Source organism: Natronobeatus ordinarius (assembly GCF_024362485.1).
In the GTDB taxonomy this organism is placed as follows: domain Archaea; phylum Halobacteriota; class Halobacteria; order Halobacteriales; family Natrialbaceae; genus Natronobeatus; species Natronobeatus ordinarius.
The window spans coordinates 824,438-844,788 of the sequence record NZ_CP101456.1 but is presented as its reverse complement, the minus strand read 5'-3'; the positions used below and the strand labels follow the sequence as shown (position 1 = coordinate 844,788).

Here is a 20,351-nt window from a genome sequence, read left to right as displayed (position 1 = left end):
ATACGCATCCCAGTTTACAAGTTTTGGTATGAGTTCGACCACCTCCGGTACCTCCTCCCACCTCGGCACTGACGAACGGGAACGGATTCGCCGGTCGTTTCTGTTTTCGCTCGCTCTCACCCCGGTACTGCTGTTGATTGCGCCTGCCCGTCGAATCGTTTCGCTGGAGGCAACGCTGGCGGCGATTGCACTCGGGATGTCCCTCGGGGTCGTGGCAGCCGTTGGAGTGGCCGATCGTACCCTTCAGGATGTCAACAGCGTGATGGCAACACTCGTGGCACTCGGTTGTATTGGTGTGGCAACCATCGTCGTGTGGCTAGTTGTGCCCCACCAGCATCTCGGGGCAGTGATCCAGTTTACGGTCGCGTTCATCTGGGCAATGCCTATCACTGAGCTGTTGTATCACCGCCGCTGAGCACCTGAACCCAACTAAGGAACTGCTCTCCCCCTCGACACACCCCCAACACAGGATTGACCATTCGTCGGACGGTCGTGGGGTACGGTCTGTCGTGAGTCGGTACCGGTACAACGATCCGTATCATCCCCTTCACACGACGGCTACACTTCTGCACCGGACCGGAAGCTCGTGAGGTCGTCGATCCGTTCCTCGAGCGCTTCGATCTCCTCCTGGAGCGTCTCGGCCTCGGCGCCCTCGGTCGCGGCCAGTCGGTCTTTGAGCCCCTGGAGACGGCTCTCCTTTTCTTCCTCGTCGACCTCGGCCTTGCGGACGTACTCGCGTTCTTCGATCTCGTAGACGTCGGAGGGTGCCAGCTCGGTCACCTCGAGGGCCTCGTCGACTTTCGACGCGTCGACGCTGGTGACCCGTTCCCGGGGGATGCCGGCGTCCTCGAGCGTGTCGAGGACCTCGGCTTCGTCCCGGAGCGACCGGTAGGTGCGGCCGGTCCGCTGGACGGAGCCGAACTGGCCGTGGACGGGCTGGTCGTGGTGGATGCGCTCGAGGAGCGTGGCCGAAACCTCCCCGCGGAGCTCGTCTGCCTGCCGCTGGACGTCAGACAGGAGCGTGTAGAGGTTCACCAGCGCGGCCGTCTCGAGCGCCTCGAGGTCGGCGACGTCGGAGCGCTCGAGGGCGTCGATCAGCAAGAGCGCGTCCGCGTAGATCGCGCGGTCGGGAACGGTTCGGTCCTCGTCGTCGCCGGCGCTCGCTCCCTCGAGCAGCTGTGACGGCGTCGGCTCGTCGGTCTCCCGGAGGATGCCGGCCTGCGCGTCGATCTCGAACCGTGGGTGCAGGCTCAACACCGCCGGATACGGGTCCGCTTCCGGAGGGAGCCGATCGAGTTCGAAGCCGTCTGGCCCGTCCTCGAGCCGGTCGACGAGCGTTTCGAACTGCTCGCGCTGGAGCGGCCGGGCGTCGCCGGAATCGACGAACTCGACGACAAAGCGGTGCTCCTGGACGTCCGTGATCCGAAACCGCTTTTCGGACAGCGGCGTGAGCAGCGTCGCGTCGTCCTCGAGTGCGTCGCCCTCGGCGAGCAGGTTTCCCCACGTGGAGGCGAAGGTCATGGACGGTCAGTCAGAAGACCGTTCGGGACACGCAAAACGTTTACCATGGACCGGGGTTCGGGTAGAGCTATGCACGAAACTGACGGGTCTGACGGCTGGGTCGCGGTCGTCGGAACCGACGCGACGGGACGAACCATCGCCGCGGCCGCCGACGCGGCCGGATACGACGTTCGACTCGCCACCGCTCCGGGAGACGACCCCGCGAGCGACGCGCCGGCAGACTTCGACGACCGCGAGGCGCTCCCCCTCGAGACGGCCCTGGACGGGGCCGGGCTCGTCTTCGAGGCGACGGCAGAGTCGACCGCCCTCGAGCGCGTCGCTGCGCTCACACCCGCGGACGCAATTCTGGCGACGACGAACACGTCGCCGCTCGCCGAGCTCGCCGCGGTTACGGGGCGGCCCGAGCGCGTCGTCGGCGTCTATCCCGCAGGTCCGTCGCTGTCGGCCGTCGAACTCGGTCACGGCGAGCGAACCGACGGCGACGTCGTCTCCCGCGTCCGGGAGCTGTTCGAAGCCAGCGAAACGCCGGCGTACGAGGTCGACGGGGAGGTTCCCGGTTCGATCAGCGAGCGACTGACGCTGCGCTTTCGACTCGAGGCGATTCGCCGCCTCGAGGGCGGGACCGATCCGGCGGCGATCGACGCGGCGGTGAAACGGCTCGGCTTCCCCCGCGGGCCGCTCGAGGCGGCCGACCGTGACGGCCTGGACGACCTCGAGCGCTCCGCGAAAACGCTCGTCGAGTACGGCGTGGCGGTCCACGTGCCGGACCGGCTCTCCGCGCTCGTCGAGGACGGTGCGCTCGGAACCGAAGCGGGAGCGGGGGTCTACGGGTCAGACGAGCCCCAGGCCCCCCGCGAGCGGCGATACGAGGTCGATCCGTGGCCCCTGTTCGCCCCCGTCGTCAACGAGGCGGCGCGGCTGCTCGAAGTCGACGCCACGACTCGAGCGGCGATCGACGCCCTGCTCGAGCAGGGGGCGAACTGGCCACGTGGCCCCCTGCGCCTCGCCGACGAGTACGGGATCGACCGCGTCGTCGAGCGCCTCCAGGCGGCCCACGAGGCGACGGGCCGGGCGACGTACGACCCCCGACCGACGCTTCGCGAGCTGGTCGCGTCGGGGACGGTCGGCCTCGCCTCCGGGGAGGGGTTCTACGGCTACGAGTACGAGTCGCGGACGTTCGAGACCGTCCGGTACGAGCGTCGTGACTGTTTGGCCGTCATCACGCTCGACCGACCGCACGTGCTCAACGCCCTCGATGAGGCGAGCTGGCTGGGGCTCAGGCGGGCGCTCGAGCACGCCGACGCCGACGACGGCGTCCGGGCGACGATCCTCCGTGGGGCGGGCCGGGCGTTCTCGGCCGGCGACGACATCGCCGAGATGTACGGCTGGGAAGCCGACGAGGAGGCGACGACGTTCTTCCAGGAGGTGCTCGGCCCGACGGTCGAAACGCTCCGCCAGCACTCGAAACCGACCATCGCCGTGATCGACGGCATCGCGACCGGCGGCGGCTGTGAGCTGGTCCTCGTCTGTGACCTCGCAGTGGCGAGCCACAAGAGCGAGCTCGGGCTCCCCGAGGCGCTCATCGGCGCGATTCCGCCGATCGCGCCGGCCTACGGCCTGACCAGCCTCCGGAAGAAGGACTTCTTCGAACTCGCGTACACCGGCGACCGCCTCTCCGGGCTCGAGGCGACAGAGCGCGGCCTCGTCAACTACGCCGTCGACGCCGATCAGGTCGAGGACGTCGCGCGCGAACTCGCTCGAGCGACCACTGCGGCCTCACCCGCGTCGACCGCCGCGATCAAACGGGGCTGGAACCGGATGGAGACCGAGTTCCACGAACCGTTCTTCGAGGCATATCTGGAGTCCGTCGCCGAACGCGTGCAGTCGGCCGACGGGCAAGAAGGCATGGGGGCGTTCCTCGAGAAGCGAGCGCCGGAGTGGGTCCGGTAGCCGACCCTCGTTTCGAGTCGAATCGACGAAATGGTATTGCTCAGCCGACGAGTAGCTACTGTGAACCACGAACAGTCTGAATTCTCCCATCGGACCGTCCTCGGCCAGTTCACCAGAGGAAAATTTATATACTAGGAGCGATTACCTCGAGTTAGTATGAGACTCGAACAGTTCGCTCGCGACGACGAGCGACCCTTCAGCCAGTACCAGTACGACGACGGTGCGGTGTTTGCCGTCGACTTCGGCGCGGCCGGCGCGGACGCGGCGGTCGACGTCGTCGACGACACCGTGATCGTCGTCCTCGAGGACGATCAGGTCGAACTCGAGCTGCCAGCCGCCGTCGAGGACGCGCAAGCGTTTATCAAAAACGGCGTCCTCACTATCGAAGTGGAGGCAGACGAATGAGACTCACCGTCAAACCCCTCAAGCAGAAGGACGCGGGGCGTGGACTCGCGGCGATCGACCGCGCGTCGATGCGCGAACTCGGCCTCGAGAACGGAGACTACATCCTCATCCAGGGTAACGGCGACGGGCAGGCGGTTGCCCGCGTCTGGCCCGGCTATCCCGAGGACGAGGGTCGGAACGTGGTCCGGATCGACGGTCGCCTGCGCCAGGAGGCCGGCGTCGGGATCGACGACCGCGTCACGGTCGAGAAGGCCGACGTGAAGCCGGCGTCGTCCGTGACGGTCGCGCTGCCCCAGAACCTGCGCATTCGGGGTGACATCGGCCCGCTCGTGCGCGACAAGCTTTCCGGCCAGGCCGTCACCGAGGGGCAAACGGTGCCGTTCTCGCTCTCGTTCGGCCCGATGGGCGGCTCCGGCCAGTCCGTGCCGCTGAAGATCGCGAGCACCTCGCCGTCGGGGACGGTCGTCATCACCGACTCGACGAGCATCGAGATCTCCGAGACGCCGGCCGAACAGATCAGCGCCGGCGCGCCCGGGAGCCCCGAGGGCGTCCCGAGCGTCACCTACGAGGACATCGGCGGGCTCGACGACGAACTCGACCAGGTTCGCGAAATGATCGAGCTGCCGATGCGCCACCCCGAGCTGTTCAAACAGCTCGGCATCGAGCCGCCCAAGGGCGTGCTGCTCCACGGCCCGCCAGGCACCGGCAAGACGCTGATCGCCCGCGCCGTCGCCAACGAGATCGACGCCCACTTCGAGACGATCTCCGGCCCGGAGATCATGTCGAAGTACTACGGTGAGTCCGAAGAGCAGCTTCGTGAGGTGTTCGAGGAGGCCGAAGAGAACGCGCCCGCGATCGTCTTCATCGACGAGCTCGACTCGATCGCCGCCAAACGCGAAGAGGCCGGCGGCGACGTCGAACGCCGAGTCGTCGCCCAGCTCCTCTCGCTGATGGACGGCTTAGAGGAACGTGGCCGCGTCACCGTCATCGCCGCGACCAACCGCGTGGACGCGATCGATCCCGCGCTGCGCCGGGGTGGTCGCTTCGACCGTGAGATCGAGATCGGCGTCCCCGACAAGGACGGCCGCAAGGAGATCCTGCAGGTCCACACCCGCGGGATGCCGCTGTCTGACTCGATTGACCTCGACCAGTACGCCGAGAACACCCACGGCTTCGTCGGCGCCGACTTAGAGAGTCTCGCCCGGGAGTCGGCGATGAACGCCCTGCGGCGCATCCGCCCCGAACTCGACCTCGAGGAAGACGAGATCGACGCCGACGTCCTCGAGACGCTGAAGGTGACGGAGGCGGACTTCAAGGAAGCACTCAAGGGCATCCAGCCCTCGGCGCTTCGCGAGGTGTTCGTCGAGGTCCCCGACGTCACCTGGAACGACGTCGGCGGCCTCGCCGACACCAAAGAGCGTCTCCGCGAGACCATCCAGTGGCCACTGGACTACCCCGAGGTGTTCGAGGCGATGGACATGGAGGCCGCCAAGGGCGTCCTCATGTACGGCCCGCCGGGCACCGGGAAGACCCTGCTCGCGAAGGCCGTTGCCAACGAGGCCCAGTCGAACTTCATCTCGATCAAGGGCCCCGAACTGCTGAACAAGTACGTCGGCGAATCCGAGAAAGGGGTCCGTGAGGTGTTCGAGAAGGCGCGGTCGAACGCCCCGACCGTGATCTTCTTCGACGAAATCGACTCGATCGCCACCGAACGCGGCCAGCGAACGGGCGACTCCGGCGTCGGCGAGCGCGTCGTCTCCCAGCTGCTGACCGAACTCGACGGGCTCGAGGAGCTCGAAGACGTCGTCGTCATCGCGACGACCAACCGCCCGGACCTCATCGACAGGGCGCTGCTCCGGCCTGGCCGGCTCGACCGCCACGTCCACGTGCCCGTCCCCGACGAGGGAGGCCGCAAGAAGATCTTCGAGGTCCACACCCGCGACAAGCCGCTGGCCGACGCGATCGACCTCGAGTGGCTCGCCGCCGAGACCGAGGGCTACGTCGGTGCCGACATCGAGGCCGTCTGCCGGGAGGCCTCGATGGCGGCGACCCGCGAGTTCATCACCTCGGTCGACCCCGAGCAGCTGGACGAGGCCGTCAGCAACGTCCGCATCGGCAGGGAGCACTTCGAACACGCACTCGAGGAGGTCGGCCCGAGCGTGACCCCCGAAACCCGCGAGCGCTACGAGGAGATCGAATCGGAGTTCCAGACGGCCGAGCCCGAACCCGAAGACCAGCTCGGACGGACGTTCCAGTAACCCGTTTTCTACAGTTTTTCTTCTCTCGAAACGACTCGAGCGACCGCGCCGTCGAGTGACGAGCCGGCGCGGATACTGACAGTATCAGTCGATCGTCCGCCGGCCGGTCAGCTCGGTCGGCTCGAGTTCGTAGAGGGCCATCTCGACCTCGGGGACGGCCTCGTCGAAGAGCCGAAACGGCGGGAACTGCTCGTTCAGCCAGGTGTCGGTGAACTCGGCCTGTTCGTCCTCGGGCAGGCGTTCGATCCGCCCGCGGATCATGACGCTCCAGGAGTGGGTCTCGCCGACGGTCTCGTAGACGATGAACGTCGCCGTCGCCGTCGACTCGGCGTACGCCACCTTCTCGCTGCCTGGCTCGTCGCTCACCCGGAGGAGGAACCGTTCGCCGTCGTAGGCGTAGTTGAGCGGTACGGCGTAGGCGTCGTCGCCGTCCGCCAGCGCGAGTGTCCCGTGACCCCGATCTCCGAGCAGTTCGTCGACCGCATCGGATGGCACACCCTCGGTGTAGACGTATTCGACGTTGTCCATGGGGAACCGACGACCCCCAGCGTAAAGAACCACCGCTGCGGGTCCCATGCGCCGAGACCGCACGACGATCTCGGGAGTGGAGTTACTGCGCCGCGCGCGCTTCCTCGAGGTCCGCGAGCACGTCCTCGGCGTGGCCCTCGGGGGTGACGCCCTCGTAGGCGGCCGCGACCCGGCCGTTTTCGTCGATCACGTACGTATTGCGGAAGACCCCATCGAAGGTGTTCCCGAACATCTGCTTTTCGCCATAGGAGTCGTACAACGTGGCGACCTCGCCGAGTTCGTCGGACAGCAGGTCGAACTCGAGGTCGTGTTCGTCGGCGAACGCCTCGAGGTCAGAAACGGGGTCGTCGCTGACGCCGACGATCGAGACGTCCCGCTCGTCGAACGCGGGCCGTTCGTCGCGGAACTCACAGGCCTCGGTGGTGCAGCCGTTCGTATTCGCCCGGGGGTAGAAGTAGAGCACCACGCGGCCGTCGAAGTCAGCGAGGGAAACCGTCTCACCGTGCTGGTTTGGCAGTTCGAATTCGGGGGCATCCGCACCTACGTCGAGCATGCCCGTTCGTTCGGCCGATCGATCGTAGGTCTGTCGGTCCGGTCGGCCGACCACCGAACGCACGTTGCCGGCCGTTCACGCCGCCGGCGACCGACCACGTCGCCGACAGCCGATCACTCGAGTGGTTCGGCCGCGTCGCGTTCGACCAGCGGCGTGGCGTTCTGCTCGGGCAGCGTCACGACGTCGTCGCACGCGAGTGTGTACTCGCGGTCGTCGACGCCGAGGATCGAGCCGACGTCCTGTGTGATCCGCACCGTGAGTCGGTCGACGGCCGTGGCCGACTCGCGAGACTCGGCTGCGTCGTCGACCCTGTCGGCGTCGCCGGACCCGTCAGCCGTTGGCTCGCGTCGATCCGCCTCCGGACGGTCCGGCGACGGCTCCCCCGGCGCTGACGCGGACGATGGCGGCTCGGATGGCGTGGGGTCGGGTCCGTCGCCGCCCATCACGTCGGCCACGTCGACTCGGTCCGCCGAGGAATCCGTGGCGGCGGGTCCGTCAGCCATCATATCGTCGACGGGTGGTTCTTCCGGGGGAACCGGCGGCACCTCGTCCGACGGATCAGCGCCCGACGGCGCGCCCGTCTGGTCGGCCTCCCGGGCGTCGCTCGAGGGCGTCGAGTCCGTCGGGGCCGCGTCGGTCGCGCTCGCCGAGTCCGTCGTCTCGGCCCCGTCGAGCACCTCGAGGACGCGGCCCTTGTTCGACTCGATTCGCGAGACGAGGTCAGAGAAGAGGTCGGCCTCTTCGGCCGTCAGTCCCTCGTCGTCGGCGGGCATCCCCGCCGCGGCGAGGCTCGCCTGTTTGACGAGTTTGCCCATCCGCCGTTCGTAGATCGCCTCGACGACGTCTTTCGCCGTCTCGATCTCGTCGGTGAGTCGGCCGACGTGGGGCGAGGAGAACGGGTCGTCGGCGTCGGCGGCCACGCGGTCGCGTTCGGCCTCGAGCTCGGCGATGTACTCGCCGACGTCGCGGTAGAAGGTCGGTCGCAGGTGCTGGAGACTGTCCTTCTGGCGCTCTTTGTGCTGGACCGTTCGAAGCTCCTCTAAATTCATTCTTTCTCCTTTTCGGCCCGGCCGCGTGCCATGAGGAAGGTCGCGACGTACTCCGGTAGTGACTGGTCACCCTCGGGGACTGTAAAGATATCGCCACCCAGTTCGACCTCACCCCCACGACTGACGGAGACGGCGATCTCGTGGCCGACGAACGTCTCGGGGACGGCGTCGACCAGCGGGTCGAACGCGTCGATCTCGTGGCGATCGATCCGGACCGTCTCGAGGGCGCTCCCGCCGTGGAGGCTTCCGGGGAGGCGGATCAGTCGGTTCGTGTCGGTCGTCACTGGCTCGTCGATCGGCGCGTTGTCGCGTTCGACCGCCCGCTTCGCGAACCGTTCGGCCAGCTGGGCGACTGCCGTGTGGACGGTCACGTTGCCCGCCTCGATACCCTCGCGATTGTTCCGGGCGGCGTTGAGAGTCGCGTTCGCCTTCCCCTCGCCGATGCCGTCGAACGACTGGAGCCGGGACAGGGCCTCGTCCTCGGGGGCCTCGAGTAGCTCGTCGAGAAAGGCGGTGAAGTGGTGCTGGGTTCGCCGCCCCCAGCCGCCGTCGGTCTCGAGGATGCGCCGTTCGGTCGGCGTCTTCCGGCCAAGCCCCGCCACCGTCTCCGTCTCGATCAGCTGCTCGAAGTCCAGCCCGATGCCGCGAACGTAGTCGACGATCTCGCGGCGGTGTTCCCGGTCGAGGTGCTGAACCGACTCGTCCCGGACGTGGACGTGGTAGCCACGCCCACCCGAGAAGACCACCTCGAGGTCGGAAAAGGCGAAATCGTCCTCGAGGAAGTCGAGCAGTCGCAACAGGGCGTCCTTGCACGTCGCCAGCATCTCGGCGTAGGAGTCCTCGCCGAGGGTCACGCCCGGGAGGTGGTCGGCGTCGAGGTCGAACACGAGGTCAGAAGATTGCCACTCCTTTTCGCTCATCGACCCCGCGCCGGGATCCCGGTAGCGGCCGGCCGAGAAGTAGACGTGACGGGGTCGTTCCCGCTCGAGAAAGTCGCCGACGTCCCCGAGCTCGAGCAGCGATCGGTGACGAACCATCGTCGTCCCCGGCCCACCGGTCCAGGGGATGTACCCCCACTCGCGCTCGTTGGCCGCCGGTGGCAGCGTGATCTCCGTCCGGCGATAATGGTCTCGAAATCGCCCCCTGAGGTAGGCCCTCGTTCGTTCCTCCATGCGCCTCAATCGGTGGGAGCGGCGATGGTATAACTTTGTTGGACTGTCGTCGATCGGCGACGGTCGATCGTGTTTGACTGTCGTCAGGAATAGTCTGCCGTGAAAACGAACCGGTCCGAAATCGGGCGAGTCGCACTCGGTGACGATCGGATCGTCGCCCGATTCAGTGGCGGCTCACGACCGTCGTCGCGCGATCGCCAGCGCGCTGCTGACGATCACGACGACGAGGAATCCAGCACCGAAGCCCGGCGTACTGTCGTCGTCAGCCCCCGGTTCGTCGTCATCATCGGCCGGGACAGGCTGGTCGTCCGTGGTGGAGTCGTCCGAGTCGCCGTCGTCGTCCGTGCCGGAGTCATCACGGTCGTCCGAGTCGCCGTCGTCGTCCGTGCCGGAGTCGTCACGGTCGTCCGAGTCGCCGTCGTCGTCCGTGCCGGAGTCGTCACGGTCGTCCGAGTCGCCGTCGTCGTCCGTGCCGTCGTCGTCCGTGCCGGAGTCATCACGGTCGTCCGAGTCGCCGTCGTCGTCCGTGCCGTCGTCGTCCGTGCCGGAGTCGTCACGGTCGTCCGAGTCGCCGTCGTCGTCCGTGCCGGAGTCATCACGGTCGTCCGAGTCGCCGTCGTCGTCCGTGCCGGAGTCGTCACGGTCGTCCGAGTCGCCGTCGTCGCTGTCGTCAGAGTCGTCCGGGTCTGGATCGGTCGACGGTGGCGGGGACGGCGTATCCGGTTCGTCGTCCAGTTCGTCCACGTCGAAGCTCGTTTCGTAGGTCGCGTCGTTCCCCGCCTCGTCCGCGACGGTGACCGTCGCCGTGTACGAGTTGCCGTCGTCGACCGTGAGCGTGTGCGTCGCGGTCGTCGACGTGATCTGGGTGGCGTCGTCGTCGGTGACGTCCACGCCGTCGATCGACAGCGCGATCGAACGCACGTCCACGCCCGAGAGCGCGTCCTCGTACTCGAATCGGACGGTCACCTCGTCGGTCTCCGCCTCGAGTCGGTCGTCGGGGTCGGGTGAGACGTCCACGAGTTCGGGCGGCTCCTCGTCGATCACGAGCACGCCGTACGTCGAGAAGCGCGACACGTCGGCGACGGCGAACGGCTCGTCGTCGAGGTACTCGACGCTAGAGTCGACGGTCGTCCACTCGTCGGCGGGTTCGTCATGGTGATGTAGCTCCACGTCGCCGAGGTCGGCGTCGCCGGGGAGTTCCGCCTCGTCGATCGCCAGCGAGATCGTCGCCTCCTCGATCGTGCCGTCCTCGAGGTGGTAGTCGATGAAGCTGTCCAGGTCGGCGGTCAGGAAGCCGACGCCGAGTTCGCCGCCGTCGAGGTTCGCGTTGACGGTGTTTTCTGAGAGGGCAACGAACAGTTCCTGGCTCTTGATCGCGTCGTCGGCGTCGTCAACGAGGTCGAACTCGATCGTGGTCCCCGTCTCCTCGAAGACGATCGCGCCGTCGGCGAGCGTGAAGCGGGTGTCAACGACCACGGAGGCGGTGTCCGTTCCCACGTTGCCGGCGCGGTCGGTTCCGACGGCGGTGACGGTGTACTCGCCCGACTCGTCGAACTCGAGCGTTCCGGTGAACTCGGTTCCGTCGCCGTCGACGGCTTCCATCTCGAGGTCCTCAGACGACGTCGCACCGACGTCCGCGTCCGTCAATTCGGCCGACACCACGGGAACGTCGTCGAGGGGCTCGTCGCTCTCGACGATCACCGTCGCGTCGGTGCCGTCGACGTCGACGATGGTGACCGACAGCGACGGTTTCTCGCGGTCGATCACGAGTATCTCCGAGGCGTCGGCCATTCCCGCATTGTCCCGTTCGTCCACGGCGATCACCGACAGCGCGTACCGGCCGTCGTCAGGCAGCGCGTCGAGCGGAACCGACGCGTGCCAGCGATCGCCGCTCTGGTGGGTCGCGTCGACGGGGACGGTGTAGGTCGTCTCGAGGGAGTCGACCAGGAGCGTCACCTCTTCGAGGTCGAGGTCAGCGTCGACGTCGATCTCGACGGTGGCGTCGTCGCTCGCGTACTCGAGGTCGGCTCCCGTCTCGGGGTCGACACTGCTCGAGTAGCCCTCCACGGCGACGACGGTCGGTTCGACGGTCGGTTCGACGACCTCGAACGTCCCCGCGTTGCGGTCGCCGAGCTCGAGGTCGTACGTCCCCGCCTCCTCGATCGTGAACGAGACGTTGAGCGCGCCGAGGTGGTACCAGCCCGGCTCGAGCGTCACCTCCTGACTGCCGAGCACCTCGATTTCTCCGGTCTCGGTGTTCGTGGCGGTGAGCTCGATCGTCTCTGGCCCCTCGATGGTCCCCGCCTGATAGATACTTCCGATTGCGTAGGCCGACTCGCCCTCGGCGAGTTCGACCGCCGAGACGCTCGCGGCGATCACCTGCACGTCCGATTCGGCGGACTGGACCTCGATGGTCCCGGCGGCTCGCTCGCCGAGCTCGAGTTCGTAGGTGCCCGCCTCGTCGAGGGCGAACGAGACGTTGAGCGCGCCGAGGTGGTAGAAGCCCGGCTCGAGCGTCACGTCCCGGGCTCCGAGCACCTCGGTCTCGTTGGTCTCGGTGTTCGTGGCGGTGAGTTCGATCGTCTCGGGGCCGTCGATCGTCCCGTTCTGGTAGATGCTGCCGACGACGTAGAGTTCGTCGCCCTCGACCGCCTCGACTTCGGAGACGCTCGCGGCGATCACCTGGACGTCCGACTCGGCAGGCAGGACCTCGATGGCCCCGGCGGCTCGCTCGCCGAGCTCGAGCTCGTACGTGCCGGCCTCGTCGGGGGTGAACGAGATGTTGAGCGCGCCGAGGTGGTAGAAGCCCGGCTCGAGCGTCACGTCCCGGGTTCCGAGCACCTCGGTCTCGTTGGTCTCGGTGTTCGTGGCGGTGAGTTCGATCTCTTCGGGGCCGTCGATCGTGCCGTTCTGGTAGATGCTGCCGACGACGTAGAGCTCGTCGCCCTCGACCGCCTCGACTTCGGAGACGCTCGCGGCGATCACCTGGACGTCCGACTCGGCAGGCAGGACCTCGATGGTCCCGGCGGCTCGCTCGCCGAGCTCGAGTTCGTAGGTGCCGGCCTCGTCGGGGGTGAACGAGACGTTGAGCGCACCGAGGTGGTAGAAGCCCGGCTCGAGCGTCACGTCCTGAGTTCTGAGCACCTCGGTCTCGCCGGTGTCGGTGTTCGTGGCGGTGAGTTCGATCTCTTCGGGGCCGTCGATCGTCCCGTTCTGGTAGATGCTGCCAACGACGTAGAGGTCGTCGCCCTCGACCGCCTCGATCTCTGAGACGCTGGCGGCGATCACCTGGATGTCTGACTCGGCGGGATCGACCTCGACCGTGCCGGCGTTGTGATCGCCGAGCTCGAGGTCGTACGTTCCCGGTTCGTCGGGCGTGAACGTGATGTTGAGCGCGCCGAGGTGGTAGTAGCCGGGTTCGAGGGTGACGTCCTGGCTCCCCACCACCTCGCTCTCACCGGTGTCGGTGTTCGTGGCGGTGAGCTCGATCGTCTCGGTCGCTTCGTGGCTGCCGTTCTGATAGATGCTCCCGGTCACGTGAACCGGCTCTCCCTCGATGACTTCTACCGCCGAGACCGACGAGCCGATCACCCGGATGTCGGTGACGACCTCGTCGACGGTGATCGTGCCGACCTCGCGGCCACCCAGCTCGAGGTCGTAATCGCCCGGTTCGTCGGGCGTGAACGAGATGTTCAACGCGCCGAGGTGGTAGAAGCCCGGCTCGAGCGTCACTTCCTGGGTTCCGAGCACCTCGGTCTCGTTGGTGTCGGTGTTCGTGGCGGTGAGCTCGATCGTCTCGGGACCGTCGACGTTGCCGCCCTGGTAGATGCTTCCGGTGACGTAGAGCTCTTCGCCCTGCAGGACTTCGACCTCGGAGACGGAGGCTGCGATCACGGTGATGTCGGAGTACGCCTCCTCGACCTCGATGGTGCCGGCGTGTCGCTCGCCGAGCTCGAGGTCGTACGTGCCTGCCTCGTCGGGGGTGAACGAGACGTTGAGCGCGCCGAGGTGGTAGAAGCCCGGCTCGAGCGTCACGTCCCGGGTTCCGAGCACCTCGGTCTCGTTGGTGTCGGTGTTCGTGGCGGTGAGCTCGATCGTCTCCGGGCCGTCGATCGTGCCGTTCTGGTAGATGCTGCCGACGACGTAGAGTTCGTCGCCCTCAACCGCCTCGACCTCGGAGACGCTCGCGGCGATCACCTGTACGTCCGACTCGGCGGCCTCGACTTCGATGGTACCGGCTGCTCGCTCGCCGAGCTCGAGCTCGTAGGTGCCTGCCTCGTCGGGTGTGAACGAGACGTTGAGCGCACCGAGGTGGTAGAAGCCCGGCTCGAGCGTCACGTCCCGGGTTCCGAGCACCTCGGTCTCGTTGGTCTCGGTGTTCGTGGCGGTGAGCTCGATCGTCTCGGGACCCTCGATCGTGCCGTTCTGGTAGATGCTGCCGACGACGTAGAGTTCGTCGCCCTCGACCGCCTCGACCTCGGAGACGCTCGCGGCGATCACCTGTACGTCCGACTCGGCAGGCAGGACCTCGATGGTCCCGGCGGCTCGCTCGCCGAGCTCGAGCTCGTACGTGCCGGCCTCGTCGGGGGTGAATGAGACGTTGAGCGCGCCGAGGTGGTAGAAGCCCGGCTCGAGCGTCACGTCCCGGGTTTCGAGCACCTCGGTCTCGTTGGTCTCGGTGTTCGTGGCGGTGAGTTCGATCGTCTCGGGACCCTCGACGTTGCCGCCCTGGTAGATGCTGCCGACGACGTAGAGCTCGTCGCCCTCGACGGCTTCGACCTCGGAGACGGAGGCGGCGATCACGTCAATGTCCGATTCGGCGGCCTCGACGTCGATGGTACCGGCTGCTCGCTCGCCGAGCTCGAGTTCGTAGGTGCCGGCCTCCTCGGGCGTGAACGAGACGTTGAGCGCGCCGAGGTGGTAGAAGCCCGGCTCGAGCGTCACGTCCCGGGTTCCGAGCACCTCGGTCTCGTTGGTCTCGGTGTTCGTGGCGATGAGCTCGATCTCTTCGGGGCCGTCGATCGTGCCGTTCTGGTAGATGCTGCCGACGACGTAGAGGTCGTCGCCCTCGACCGCCTCGACCTCGGAGACGCTGGCGGCGATCACCTGGACGTCCGACTCGGCAGGCAGGACCTCGATGGTCCCGGCGGCTCGCTCGCCGAGCTCGAGCTCGTAAGTGCCGGCCTCGTCGGGGGTGAACGAGACGTTGAGCGCGCCGAGGTGGTAGAAGCCCGGCTCGAGCGTCACGTCCCGGGTTCCGAGCACCTCGGTCTCGTTGGTCTCGGTGTTCGTGGCGGTGAGTTCGATCTCTTCGGGCCCATCGATCGTGCCGTTCTGGTAGATGCTGCCGACGACGTAGAGGTCGTCGCCCTCGACCGCCTCGACCTCGGAGACGGAGGCGGCGATCACCTGAACGTCTGAGTACTGATTCTCGACCGTCACGGTGTCGACGACGAAGCCATCGAGGGTGAGGGTCACGTTCATCTCCTCTTCACCGTCCGGGAGGTCCACAGCCGTCGGCGTCCAGGAGAGTTCCACGCCGTCACGGGAGATTCCGGGCGGGACGCTGGCCGTCGCCTCGTCGACGACCTCGCCGTCGACCTCGAGCGCGACCGTCTCGGTCGTCACCGCGTCCCCGCCGTTGTAGAGGTCGCCCGAGACGGTCACCGTCTCGTCGAGCGCCACGTGCGATCGATCTGCCTCTGCGCCGTAAACGACGAGCTCTCCGTCGCCAGCTGGCTCCTCGACGGCCACCGTGGCAGTGTCGGTGTCGTCGTCGCTGCGCACCTCGAGCGGGATGGCCTCGCCGACGTCGTCGGCGCCGGTCGTCCAGGTGAGCGTGACCGTCTCCGTCTCGCCCTCGTCGAGGGTGACGTCGGCTGAGTCGACGACCGCACCTCCGGCGACCAGTTCGATCGACTGCGTGTCGGCTTCCTCGCCGGTGTTCTCGACCGTCGCGGAGACCTCGAGGGAGTCGCCAGCCTGCACTGGCGCGTTCGTCTCGAGGAGCTCGACGCCGAAGAACGCCGGCTCGGGATCGTCGGCCGGCTCGGAGACGGTGACGGTTCCGACGAACTCGCCGGCGACGACCACGTCGAACTCGCCAGCGTGGTCGAACTGGTGGGTGAACGTCAGATCGGTCGTCTGGCCGGACTCGAGGGTAACTGCCTCCTCGTCGACGACCTCGCCGTCGACCTCGAGGTCGACAGTCTGGCTACCCGCGGCGTCGCCGACGTTCTGGACGGCCGCGTCGATCGTGACGACCGACCCAGTGTCGACGTTCGTGTCACTGAGGCTGGTCTCGGTCACCTCGATCTCGCTCTGGGAGGAGTCACCGAAGACGCCGAACGTCGAATCCGAGGTGAGTGTCGCGGTGACGACCCGCTCGTCGGTGTCGACCGACGAGTCGACGACGGGCGACCACTCCTGGGCGTCGTCGTTGTAGTCCCACAGTGCCAGCGTCTCCTCGTCGACCTCCTCGAGGTCGGTCGCCTCGTACGGAACCTCGACGGTGAGCGAGCCGCCGGATTCCTCGGCCGCCGCGACGAAGTAGGCGTCGAGCGAGATCGTGTCGTCCGGAGCCGGCGGGACGGTCTCGACACCCTCGATCCCGGCGTCCGTTCCGTCGACGTCGAGTGTGGTTTCGGCGACCGATTCGCCGACGGTGAGTTCCGACACGGTGTTGTCCTGAGAGCCGTCCCAGAAGAACACGTCCCAGTCACCGTTGTCGTGGGCGGTGACCGTCTCGAGCTCGTTTCCGACGGCGTTCCAGAATCGAATTCCGTGCGTGTCACTCCCCGTCGCCGTGGTGTTCGTCAGGACGTTGTCGTTCGCATCGACGAGTCGGAAGCCCTCGCGGCCACTGTCCTGAGCCGTGTTGTTCTCGAGGGCGTTTCCATCGCCGCGGATGCCGAACCCTTCGGAGTACGACCCCGTCGCGACGTTGTCCTCGAGCACGTTGTCGTCGCCGCGGACGTGGAAACCGGAATCGCCCCACGAGCTTCCGCTGTCGGTCACGGTGTTTTCGACGAGCTTGTTTCCGCTCGAACTACTGGTCACGAAGAATCCGTGATCTTCGACGCCGGTCACGTCGTTGTTCGAGAGCGTGTTGTCGCTCGAGTGGCGGACGGCGAAGCCGTACCGTCGGTTCTCCGCCACCGTGTTGGACTCGACGAGGTTGCCGGTGCTCGACTCCCGAAGGACGATTCCATCCCGGTTCTCGATCAGGTCGTTGTTCCGAACGGTGCTGTCGGTAACGGTGGTCAACCAGATTCCCGACTGGCCGATGTCGATCGCCGTTACGTCCTCGATGAGGGCGTTCTCGACGTGTTCGAACTCGATCCCGTACTGCCAGTTTTCGAGCGTCAGATCCCGGACGGTGACGTTCTCGACGTGCTGGGCGGCGATCGCCGTCCCGCCACTCTCGCTGGTGATCGTGTGACCGTTCCCGTCGAAGACGACGTCGCTCGAGGCGACGATCACTGCCGGTTCGTCACCCGGCAGCGTGAGATCGTCGTCCAGTTCGTACACTCCGGGTTCCGTGATGACGAGCTGGGCCGAGGAGGGTGCCTCGACCGTGACATGCTCGCTGTCCGAGGTATCCTCGCTCTGGACCGTAACGTGGCCCGTTCCGGCGTCGCCCGCTCCGGTTTCCCACTCGAGCGTCACCGTTTCCTGCTGGCCCTCTGCGAGCGTCACGCTCGCGGTGTCGACGACGGTTCCGTCGAACCGCTCGAGGATAACGTCCTGGGTCCCCTGGGCGTCGCCCGTATTCTCGACGGCTACCTCGACGGTGAGCGACTCGGTTTCTGCCACCGGGGAGTTGGTCGAGACGATCGAGACGTCGAAGAGCGCCTCCTCGATCGGGGTGTCACCGAGCCACGGGTCGAACAGGACCTGCTCGTCAACGGTATCTCCGTCACCGTCCGCGATCGCTCCGGTTTCGGGGTCCGTGGCGCCGCCGCTCGGCCCGTTCGCAGCGCCCCACCAGTTGTTCGTCGCGTTCAGTGCGTATTCGGGGTCCCACTCACTGTAGACGATGCCGTCGCCGTTGCCCTGAATGCCGTTCCCGTGCACCTGCACGTCTTCGGCTTCGTCGGTGACCTCGAGGCCGGCCACCGAGTTGTGCTCGAGGACGTTGTCGAGGACGGTCACGTTGACGATGGGCGCACTCCACCCCTGTGCCTCGACCACGATCCCTCGCTCGGTGTTCGAAACCGTGTTATTCGCGAGGTCTGCACCCGAGCCCTCGTCGGCGACGGTCGTGTGGATGCCGTCCCCATCGGCGCCCGTCACGGTGTTCTGGGTGATCGTCAGCGCGTCACCGTTTGTGACGGTGATGGCGTCTCTACCCGCGTCCGTCACGGTGTTCTGGGCGATAGTCGGAGCGTCGACGTCGTCGACGGTAATACCGTTCCAGCCGACGTCGGTAATCGTGTTGTTCGCGATCTCGGTGGGCCCTCCATTAATGAGCTCGATCCCGATCGTTCGATCGCCCATCTCGCTGATCGCGTTTCGCTGGATCGTCGACTGGGTCGACTCCCAGACGGTGATCGCCCCCCGGTTCGTGCTCGTGTCGGTCCCGTTCGCGATCGTGTTGTCGGCGACCGTCACGGCGTCGCTGTAGGCGACCTGGACCGGGGCCGGGACGCCCTCGAACTCGAGGCCGGAGACGGTCACGTCCGTCGAGTTGACGACGATAACCTGCCCGACGTCGTCCGGGACCTCGACGCCGGTGTCGTTGCGGACGTAGTGTAGCGGCCGATCGCCGACCGTGTTGTTGACGAACGAGTGCGTGGTCAGTTCCTCGGACTCGGCGTAGTGGCTCCGTAAGAGCACGCCGGATTCGAACGAATTGTGCCGGACCGTGACGTCGGCGGTCTCGTGAATCCACAGGTCGACAGCGTGACCGCTGACCTCGTTATCCTCCACGAGCTGGCCGTCGAAGTTCCGGAAGTAGATACCCGTGTTCCCGTTGTCGACGATCGTGTTGTCGCGCACCGTCGAGTCGGCGTTCGCCTCAACGCCGTTTCCGCGGTTGTCCTGGACGACGTTGTTCGCCACGAGCGAGTCGTGTGAAACGTCGATGCCGACCGAGTTCCCGCTGACGTCGTTGTCGGTGACGATCGCTCGCGACGGTCCGTTGATACCGGCTCGACCGTTGTCCGTGACGGTGTTGTTCTGGATCGTCGCGTCGTGGCTCCTCGACCAGTAGATTCCCTCGTTACCGTTGTTCGCGATGAGGTTGTCTTCGATCGTGACGTACTGCGAGTTAGACCCGCGGTTGTCGTGGATACCGTTGACGTGGTTGTCCGTGATCTCGTTTCCGCGTATTTCGACGAACTCCCCGCTGGTCACGAGGATCGCTGACCGGAAGTTCGAGGTCGTTCCCCCGTGGTGCGTGCCCGTGATCTCGTTGTCCGTGACCTCCAGCCGGTCCGAACTCGAGAGGAACAAACCGTTGTGGTTGTCGATCAGCGAATTGTTCCGGACGATCGCGTCGGGCGAGCCGCCGACGGAGAGCGCCCGGCTGCTACTGTCGGTGATCGTGTTATCCGCGACGACGGCGCCGGCCGAGCCGTGGATTCCGATTCCGGAGACGTGCGAGGTCTCGCCGTTGCTCACCAGCTCGTTCCCCGACACGACCGCATCGTCGGAAGACCACACCCGGATCCCGTGACTCCCGGTGTTCGAGACGTCGTTCTCCGTGACGACGGCGTTGGGACTGTACGCGATCTGGATCCCCGAGGTGACGCCGTCGAACGCGTGGCCGGAAACCTCGACGTTCGTCGAGTCCACGACGATAACCTGCGCCGCGTCATCGGGGATCTCCGGGTCGTCCTCGCCGCTGACGAAAACGAGCGGATCGTCCCCGATCGTGTTTCCGGTGGCGACGTGGTCGAAGTGCTCGAGCGTGTCGGCCGAGCCGTCGAGGGCGATCCCGGTCTCGAGGTCGTTGTCGACGATCGTGGCCGTCTGTACGCGGTCAAGTTCGACGTCGACCGTCGCGTTGGTAATCGTGTTGTTTCGGATTTCGGGGCTGTCCACCGTCGTGGCCTCGATGCCGACGCCGCCGCCGGTGACCTCGTTCCCCTCGACCAGCGCGTGGTCGCCGTCGTGAGAGATTCTTATGGCGACGTTACCGTTGTCGTTCAGGGTGTTGTTCCGGACGACAGCGTACTCGTCCCAGATGGCGATTCCGTTTCCGCTGTTGCCCTCGAGGACGTTGTCGACGACGACAGCGTGCGGCGCGTACCTGGCGTTGATGCCGACGCCGCCGTTGTCCGCGATGTGGTTCCCCCGGACTTCCACACCCTCGTTGTTCTCCCCGATGTGAATCGCCCTGACACCGTTGTTCACGATCTCGTTGTCCTCGAGGACGGCGTTCGAGGCGGCGTTGTTCTCGAGCCAGATCCCCCGTCCGCTGTCTTCGATGTGCGTGTCACGGACGGTGAGATTGTGACCGTCGCCGGTAACGCGAACTCCGTTGCTGTCGTATCCCTGGATCGTCAGCCCCTCGATCGTCACGTTGTGGGCACCGTCGACCTCGATACCCGTCCCCGACGAGCCCTGCAACACCGGATCAGCTCCCGATGCCGCCACAATGGTGATTCCTTCGGTGGCCACCTGCACACTCTCGTCGTAGGTTCCCGTCTCCACGCAGATCGTCTCCCACGGATCTGCCGCGTCGATGGCGTCCTGGATGCTCTCCTCTGGACCGACGGTCAGACAGTCACCCGACGTGTCCGCCGATCCTGTCACAGCTGCGAAGGGAACCACGATAGAACCCACCATGAGAATAGAGAACATGACCGCAAAAACTCGAGTCCGCAACAATGTTCGGTGTTCGTGCTGATACATGGAGAAGCAAAGTATCCTAAAAGAAATAAGTTCACGCTTACGAGGGGGTAATCGA

At 66.3% G+C, this 20,351-nt stretch carries 10 protein-coding genes; 4 read left to right on the top strand and 6 right to left on the bottom strand.

Features of this window, described 5'->3' with window-relative positions:
* Nucleotides 1–28 precede the first annotated feature (28 nt).
* Nucleotides 29–415 carry a hypothetical protein gene (locus NMQ09_RS04325; RefSeq protein WP_255193214.1) on the top strand — a complete coding sequence of 129 codons (387 nt, stop codon included), beginning with the start codon at nt 29–31 and terminating at the stop codon, nt 413–415.
* 143 nt (nt 416–558) lie between these two features.
* Here NMQ09_RS04325 and NMQ09_RS04320 read toward each other — a convergent pair whose 3' ends face one another.
* A complete protein-coding gene (locus NMQ09_RS04320) occupies nt 559–1,521 on the bottom strand; it encodes a DUF7983 family protein (RefSeq protein ID WP_255193213.1) in 963 nt (320 codons plus the stop codon).
* Between the two features lie 69 nt (nt 1,522–1,590).
* Between NMQ09_RS04320 and NMQ09_RS04315 the strand changes: the two genes are divergently transcribed.
* The 3 genes from NMQ09_RS04315 (at nt 1,591) to NMQ09_RS04305 (ending at nt 6,134) form a co-directional block, all read left to right on the top strand.
* Nucleotides 1,591–3,471, top strand: a complete 1,881-nt coding sequence (locus NMQ09_RS04315) for an enoyl-CoA hydratase-related protein (RefSeq protein ID WP_255193212.1) — start codon at nt 1,591–1,593, stop codon at nt 3,469–3,471.
* A gap of 156 nt (nt 3,472–3,627) precedes the next feature.
* Complete coding sequence (locus NMQ09_RS04310) at nt 3,628–3,876, top strand: DUF7127 family protein (RefSeq protein ID WP_255193211.1); 249 nt, start codon at nt 3,628–3,630, stop codon at nt 3,874–3,876.
* A complete protein-coding gene (locus NMQ09_RS04305; protein ID WP_255193210.1) occupies nt 3,873–6,134 on the top strand; it encodes a CDC48 family AAA ATPase in 2,262 nt (753 codons plus the stop codon). Before NMQ09_RS04310 ends, NMQ09_RS04305 begins: the two co-directional genes overlap by 4 nt.
* Before the next feature lie 84 nt (nt 6,135–6,218).
* Here NMQ09_RS04305 and NMQ09_RS04300 read toward each other — a convergent pair whose 3' ends face one another.
* From NMQ09_RS04300 to NMQ09_RS04280, 5 genes are all read right to left on the bottom strand, one after another.
* A complete protein-coding gene (locus NMQ09_RS04300) occupies nt 6,219–6,662 on the bottom strand; it encodes a pyridoxamine 5'-phosphate oxidase family protein (RefSeq protein WP_255193209.1) in 444 nt (147 codons plus the stop codon).
* Nucleotides 6,663–6,744: 82 nt separating this feature from the next.
* Nucleotides 6,745–7,215 carry a thioredoxin-dependent thiol peroxidase gene (gene bcp / locus NMQ09_RS04295; RefSeq protein ID WP_255193208.1) on the bottom strand — a complete coding sequence of 157 codons (471 nt, stop codon included), beginning with the start codon at nt 7,213–7,215 and terminating at the stop codon, nt 6,745–6,747.
* Nucleotides 7,216–7,328: 113 nt separating this feature from the next.
* Nucleotides 7,329–8,264 (bottom strand): DNA replication complex subunit Gins51, encoded by a 936-nt coding sequence (locus tag NMQ09_RS04290; protein WP_255193207.1) that lies wholly within the window; start codon nt 8,262–8,264, stop codon nt 7,329–7,331.
* Nucleotides 8,261–9,436 (bottom strand): DNA primase small subunit PriS, encoded by a 1,176-nt coding sequence (priS, locus tag NMQ09_RS04285; protein WP_255193206.1) that lies wholly within the window; start codon nt 9,434–9,436, stop codon nt 8,261–8,263. Before priS ends, NMQ09_RS04290 begins: the two co-directional genes overlap by 4 nt.
* A gap of 174 nt (nt 9,437–9,610) precedes the next feature.
* Nucleotides 9,611–20,197, bottom strand: coding sequence for a right-handed parallel beta-helix repeat-containing protein (locus NMQ09_RS04280; protein WP_255193205.1), 10,587 nt, complete (start codon nt 20,195–20,197; stop codon nt 9,611–9,613).
* Nucleotides 20,198–20,351: the final 154 nt, after the last annotated feature.

What these genes read in the sequence shown, in the direction of transcription:
- NMQ09_RS04305 (WP_255193210.1), top strand. Translation starts at nt 3,873, where the DNA reads ATGAGACTCACCGTCAAACCCCTCAAGCAGAAGGACGCGGGGCGTGGA.
- NMQ09_RS04290 (WP_255193207.1), bottom strand. Translation starts at nt 8,264, where the DNA reads ATGAATTTAGAGGAGCTTCGAACGGTCCAGCACAAAGAGCGCCAGAAG.
- NMQ09_RS04315 (WP_255193212.1), top strand. Translation starts at nt 1,591, where the DNA reads ATGCACGAAACTGACGGGTCTGACGGCTGGGTCGCGGTCGTCGGAACC.
- bcp (WP_255193208.1), bottom strand. Translation starts at nt 7,215, where the DNA reads ATGCTCGACGTAGGTGCGGATGCCCCCGAATTCGAACTGCCAAACCAG.
- priS (WP_255193206.1), bottom strand. Translation starts at nt 9,436, where the DNA reads ATGGAGGAACGAACGAGGGCCTACCTCAGGGGGCGATTTCGAGACCAT.
- NMQ09_RS04320 (WP_255193213.1), bottom strand. Translation starts at nt 1,521, where the DNA reads ATGACCTTCGCCTCCACGTGGGGAAACCTGCTCGCCGAGGGCGACGCA.
- NMQ09_RS04300 (WP_255193209.1), bottom strand. Translation starts at nt 6,662, where the DNA reads ATGGACAACGTCGAATACGTCTACACCGAGGGTGTGCCATCCGATGCG.
- NMQ09_RS04325 (WP_255193214.1), top strand. Translation starts at nt 29, where the DNA reads ATGAGTTCGACCACCTCCGGTACCTCCTCCCACCTCGGCACTGACGAA.
- NMQ09_RS04310 (WP_255193211.1), top strand. Translation starts at nt 3,628, where the DNA reads ATGAGACTCGAACAGTTCGCTCGCGACGACGAGCGACCCTTCAGCCAG.